Source organism: Tumidithrix elongata BACA0141 (assembly GCF_036349135.1).
Classification (GTDB): domain Bacteria; phylum Cyanobacteriota; class Cyanobacteriia; order Pseudanabaenales; family Pseudanabaenaceae; genus Tumidithrix; species Tumidithrix elongata.
Genome location: NZ_JAZBJZ010000200.1, coordinates 1 through 5,461 on the forward strand (window position 1 = coordinate 1; position 5,461 = coordinate 5,461).

The 5,461-nt window shown below is 47.1% G+C and carries 6 protein-coding genes; 3 read left to right on the forward strand and 3 right to left on the reverse strand.

Annotated elements, in window-relative coordinates:
- Positions 1-73: 73 nt before the first annotated feature.
- Positions 74-415 carry a hypothetical protein gene (locus V2H45_RS25020; protein WP_330486414.1) on the reverse strand — a complete coding sequence of 114 codons (342 nt, stop codon included), beginning with the start codon at positions 413-415 and terminating at the stop codon, positions 74-76.
- Positions 416-489: 74 nt separating this feature from the next.
- On the opposite strand from V2H45_RS25020, the gene V2H45_RS25025 reads away from it, so the two are divergent.
- Entirely contained in the window at positions 490-1,032 is a 543-nt protein-coding gene (locus V2H45_RS25025) for a tetratricopeptide repeat protein (protein WP_330486415.1), read from the forward strand.
- A 93-nt stretch (positions 1,033-1,125) separates the two neighbouring features.
- Positions 1,126-2,055, forward strand: a complete 930-nt coding sequence (cruF, locus tag V2H45_RS25030) for a gamma-carotene 1'-hydroxylase CruF (RefSeq protein WP_408648918.1) — start codon at positions 1,126-1,128, stop codon at positions 2,053-2,055.
- A 113-nt stretch (positions 2,056-2,168) separates the two neighbouring features.
- Here the strand turns inward: cruF and V2H45_RS25035 are convergent, their stop codons facing one another.
- Positions 2,169-2,603, reverse strand: a complete 435-nt coding sequence (locus V2H45_RS25035) for a gas vesicle protein K (protein ID WP_330486417.1) — start codon at positions 2,601-2,603, stop codon at positions 2,169-2,171.
- Between the two features lie 190 nt (positions 2,604-2,793).
- Positions 2,794-3,363 (reverse strand): DUF2808 domain-containing protein, encoded by a 570-nt coding sequence (locus tag V2H45_RS25040; protein WP_330486418.1) that lies wholly within the window; start codon positions 3,361-3,363, stop codon positions 2,794-2,796.
- A gap of 215 nt (positions 3,364-3,578) precedes the next feature.
- Between V2H45_RS25040 and guaA the strand changes: the two genes are divergently transcribed.
- Positions 3,579-5,186 (forward strand): glutamine-hydrolyzing GMP synthase, encoded by a 1,608-nt coding sequence (gene guaA / locus V2H45_RS25045; RefSeq protein ID WP_408648919.1) that lies wholly within the window; start codon positions 3,579-3,581, stop codon positions 5,184-5,186.
- Positions 5,187-5,461 lie beyond the last annotated feature (275 nt).

The window sequence follows — 5,461 nt, forward strand, 5'->3', positions numbered from 1 at the left end:
GCAGTTTGTGCCAAGCACCTGCTGCCTTTTTTTCTTTTTTTAGTCCAAAGTCCAGCTTATAGAATTCCCTAGATTAGTCGTAAAGCGTGTAGGTTGTGGTCGAGCACAGATCGAGCCCATAACGCTCAAAGTTCTGACCGCTGGAAAACACTACCTTAACGTCGTAGCTACATTTATGGGTTTTGTCATTGAAGTTGATGTTTGTATAGTCACCATTGCTTAGCGTGTCTCTGCCCAAAACATCTTCTTCCCAGTCATTCGATCCAGAATCAGAGACATAGAGGTTTACGATGATTTGGCTCGTTTTGTTGACAAAGGTAAAGTCACGGCGATCGGCAAACGCGCTGGAGGCGCTGAGAAAACTAACGGGCAAGGCAAAAGCGGTCGCAAGTACAGCAGCAGGAAAGAATCTCATAGACGGTTGTTTTCCGTAAGTAAGATGGCTGTAAAAGTAAATTTAATATGCCCTGATACATACGAATTGTAATAATGGCTTCTGAAGAAAATTTAGATCGAGATTTGGCTGAGCAACTTTTTAAAGCGGGGGTTGCCAGCTTTGAGGGCGGCAGCTATCAACAGGCATTGCAGCAACTAGAGCAAGCTAAAAGCCATGCGATTTCGGGTACATATCAAAGCGGAGAAATCCAAGTTTGGTTGGCAAATGCCTACGATGCGGTTGGTCGGACGGAGGAAGCGATCGCACTCTGTCGCAGCTTAGTCAAACACCCAAATATTGATGTGCGAAAGTCAGCTCGCTATGTACTGAGCGTTTTATCTGCCCCACAGCTACGCAAATTAGAGGGAGTAACCACGGAAATACCCAACCTTAGTAATTTAGATGCCCATGGCAATGGGGGGGGATATGGCAGCGCTGGCAAAAATTCCAGTAAAAGTGTTTCCAGCTCCAAGGATTTACCAGATGCTCTCTATACCGATGCAGACAAGCAACGGATCGCTCGTAGAATCAATCAATTCTTGTGGGTTGCAGGCGCGATCGCCCTCTTGGGACTGCTAGCTTGGATCGCGCACTAAGATGGGGATAGGTACAACCACGAAGACTCGATACTTGTCTAGTAGTTTATACTTTTGTTAAATAAACTTAATCAACTCTTGGAGTTTTTTGTGATGAGGCGTGTGATTTCCGCACAGTGGATTACTTTAGCTGCTCATTTAGCTGCCATGCTGTTTGGGCTGGTAGGACTGTTACTCGTTATGCCAAATACCGAGTTTATTGAGAGCCTTTCTGAGTTAGGGCTGCAAATCTTTGCCATGGGTATGCAGGGTGGCGGCGCAGTATTTATGATTTTGGGCGCAATTTCAATTTCTCTGTACGGTTGGCACACGCTAGGGGCAAAAAGACTATTCGCATTTTTAATCCCCTCCGTATTTCTATCTCTGGGTAGTGAGTTACTAGGAACCAGTACAGGCTTCCCGTTTGGCGGCTATTCTTACCTCAGTGGTTTAGGCACAAAAATTGCGGGACTCGTTCCTTTTACTATCCCCCTATCGTGGTTTTATATGGGGCTTGCCTGTTTTCTGATTGCCAATACGACCCTACGCTTTGGTAATCATTGGATGCAAAGAGTTGAAGCGATCGCCTTAGGCGCAATGATGCTTACCTCTTGGGACTTTGTACTCGATCCCGCCATGAGCCAAGCTGCTTTCCCCTTTTGGGAGTGGCATCAGCCCGGAGCCTTCTTTGGCATGCCGTTACAAAACTTTGCGGGCTGGATGGGCACTGGCGCCTTATTTATGACCGTTGCGTCTCTTTTGTGGGGCAAGGATAACCAACCCATACTCAACCGTAAGCAGCTGGTATTTCCCGTGATCATGTACATCGGTAACTTTGTGTTTGCGACGATCTTAAGTTGCGGTGCAAGTATTTATCCCCCCATTTTCTTAGGCTTACTGTTAGGGGTTGCCCCAGTCCTAGGGATGTGGTTTTCTGCTGCCAAAGAAGAGGACACCGTTCCAACCCCAGCCCTCGAATCTTTAAGTACTAGCCCGATCGCACTGCCAAAGTCTAGTCAACCCGAAGTTGCCGCAAGGCGTTAAATTCTCACACCTTCTTAGTCCGCTAGCGCGGACTTTGATTGGTTGTTCGATCGATGGTGGTTGGTAATTCCCAAAATTCCGAACATTGCTGGGACTTGAATGTAAGCATCCATTTATAACTCAGTGGATGTTAATAGGAGTTTGAGTTTGAGATGAATCAAATTTAACTGAGCTAACCCAATCTGCACGTCTCCCTCCAAGACGATGCCCGTGCTAATTAAGCGATCAAGCAACTCTAAAATCGAAGCCTCACTAGAGGGCTGGTCGGGGTAATAGGCTCCCTTACGGGGTAAAAGTTTTCCAGCCTCACCCAGATCGAGGTTCAGATCTTCGGAATCGATTTCTAGGACTTCGCATAGGGTTAAAATCTGTTTCTCCAATGCTTGCAAACTGTCTGCGGCTCTTTCTACTTCGGCATCAGAGAGCTTTCCTGCGTCCATGCGGCGGATGATTTGCGCTTCCATCAGTTGACGCAGTAGCTCCACCAAGGTCAGGACTAGAGGAGCCAACCCACCTTTGTTTGCTTTTACAGGAATACTTTCACTCATGCTGGCATTATGTCACTAAACCCCACGCAAGCAAACTTCCATTACTCTGGCGATCGCTAAGGATTCGATCCCATTTTCAAAAAAAGACCGTGTCCTGCGTGGAACCCAAAAGCCAATCTGCTGCCAATCCAAAAGAAATTGGTATGAACTCCTGCTTTAAAGAGGGCTTTCAAAAAAAGCGGTTTGGCGATCACCAACGAGAAGAACTATAAAAGTGCAGTCGCCCATAGCCAAGAAATTGCCCGTGGGGTTGACTGCCTGGTGGGAAAGCCGTGACCCCAAACAAATACACGCCCTCATAGCGGGGATTGCGAGAGGGATACAAGCTAATCACTACGGTTTTGCCTGCGGGAACGGGTGGATCGAAAACAATCGATAGGGTTCTTGTTTCTGGGTTTAGGGTTGTTTTGCTGATTAGGGGCGTGCGATCGCTACCAGCATCTTGAGCGTAGGCAAGGGTTTCACCTAGCTGAAACGCCACGGTATCGCTACCCTCATTTTGCGCGATCGTGACGGACTGCAAAGGCTCTCCTGCGTCACTAGCCGTCTGAATTGTGAAATAGTAGGTTGCACCCCAAGCATGGGTACGATTGCTGGTTGTCGTCGCATCAATCAAAGTGGGAGGATGAAGAAAATAGGTTTTGCCATCTCGTAGCTGTACGGCTTGAACCGACGAATTGCTCCAGTCCCGAACGACGGGAGGACTGAAGATCGCAGCAAACAATAAGAATGAGGCAACCAATGTTTTTTTGTGCAGCATACTCAATAAAATTAAGAAATTTCTTACTTTTCGTAAAGTTTCTCTAAACTGCATCTACAACCTAGTCCCAGAATAAATGCAGATCTTCAACTTGCTTTACATCTGTTTTGCTAGCATTGTACGAATAGCTACTTTTCGTAAGTTGCAATTTACCTACAAGTTTTCGCCATCTCGACAGGGGTACTTATATCGTGGTTTCTTCAACTCAAGCTACCATCTCTACTATATCTGATGCCAATCGCACAGAAACCTATGACAGTGCCACTCGTTCTACGATCGCCATTCTCGACTTCGGATCGCAGTATTCTGAGCTAATTGCTCGCCGCATCCGTGAGACGCAGGTTTATTCTGAGGTACTGCCTTATCATACGTCGATTGAGAAACTAAAAGAATTTGCCCCCAAAGGGATCATTCTTTCAGGCGGTCCCAACTCAGTCTACGACCAAGGCGCACCCATGTGCGACCCTGAAATTTGGAATCTCGGCATTCCCGTGCTAGGCGTATGTTATGGGATGCAGTTAATGGTAAAGCAATTGGGTGGTGAGGTTGCCCGTGCCGATCGCGGTGAATATGGCAAAGCCGCATTACTGATCGACGACCCTACCGACTTGCTGACCAATGTAGAGCATGGCGCGACCATGTGGATGAGTCATGGTGACTCGGTGCTAAGTTTACCTGAAGGATTTGAAGTTTTGGCACATACAGCCAATACGCCCAGTGCCGCGATCGCCCATCCCAACAAACAGCTCTATGGGGTACAGTTCCATCCTGAAGTCGTGCATTCCATCGGCGGACAAGCCCTGATTCGCAACTTTGTTTATCACATTTGTGAATGCGAACCCACTTGGACAACGGACTCCTTTATCGAAGAAGCGGTACGAGAAGTACGAGCCCAAGTCGGAGATCGGCGCGTGTTATTGGCACTTTCTGGTGGCGTGGATTCATCAACCTTGGCGTTTTTACTGCACAAAGCGATCGGCGATCAACTAACCTGCATGTTTATCGATCAGGGCTTTATGCGCAAGGGCGAGCCAGAGCGTTTAGTCAAGCTGTTTTTAGAGCAGTTTCATATTCCAGTAGAGTACATTAACGCGAGCGATCGCTTTATTGCTCAAGTAAAAGGCATCACCGACCCCGAAGAAAAACGCAAGCGTATCGGTTATGAATTTATTAATGTATTTGAGTCGGAGTCAAAGCGCTTAGGACCCTTTGATTTTTTGGCACAGGGAACGCTCTATCCCGATGTCATTGAGTCTGCGGATACGAATATCGATCCTGCGACAGGTAAGCGGGTTGCTGTCAAAATCAAGAGCCATCATAATGTGGGTGGCTTGCCACCAAACCTACGCTTTACCCTGATCGAGCCTCTGCGCATGTTATTTAAAGACGAAGTGCGCAAGGTTGGCACAGCTTTGGGACTTCCCGAAGAAATTGTTAAGCGTCAACCATTTCCAGGTCCTGGATTGGCAATCAGGATTATTGGTGAAGTTACGCCCGATCGCTTAGAGATTCTCAGAAATGCCGATTTGATCGTGCGTCAAGAAGTCAATCGCTCTGGCTCCTATCACGACCTCTGGCAGGCTTTTGCGGTTCTGCTGCCCACCATTAGAAGTGTGGGCGTGATGGGCGATCAACGTACCTATGCCTATCCAATCGTACTGCGTATGGTTACGAGTGAAGATGGCATGACCGCAGATTGGGCGAGGGTTCCCTACGATCTGCTCGAAACGATCTCTACGCGCATTGTCAATGAAGTCAAAGGGGTCAATCGCGTGGTACTTGATATCACCTCTAAGCCACCGGGAACCATTGAATGGGAATAGGTTTCAAGTCCCAGAGATTTTTCTCTGGGACTTGAAACCTAAAGTTCTCTAAAGCAGACGATGGGAGGTGAATCTTCGTCCATTACAATAGAGTTTTAGATTTTAGCTATAGCAATCCTAAATGAATTGTAATCAATCTGTATCTGTAGTGCAGGCATCCTGCCTGCAAGGGCTAGAAGCCCGTACTAGGTTTACAAACAATTAAGGTTCGCTATATGAACAATACTTCGGACAGTTTTAGAAAATAGAGAAAAAAAGCCATTCATCGTTTAAGG

What these genes read in the sequence shown, in the direction of transcription:
- cruF (WP_408648918.1), top strand. Translation starts at nt 1,126, where the DNA reads ATGAGGCGTGTGATTTCCGCACAGTGGATTACTTTAGCTGCTCATTTA.
- V2H45_RS25020 (WP_330486414.1), bottom strand. Translation starts at nt 415, where the DNA reads ATGAGATTCTTTCCTGCTGCTGTACTTGCGACCGCTTTTGCCTTGCCC.
- V2H45_RS25025 (WP_330486415.1), top strand. Translation starts at nt 490, where the DNA reads ATGGCTTCTGAAGAAAATTTAGATCGAGATTTGGCTGAGCAACTTTTT.
- V2H45_RS25040 (WP_330486418.1), bottom strand. Translation starts at nt 3,363, where the DNA reads ATGCTGCACAAAAAAACATTGGTTGCCTCATTCTTATTGTTTGCTGCG.
- V2H45_RS25035 (WP_330486417.1), bottom strand. Translation starts at nt 2,603, where the DNA reads ATGAGTGAAAGTATTCCTGTAAAAGCAAACAAAGGTGGGTTGGCTCCT.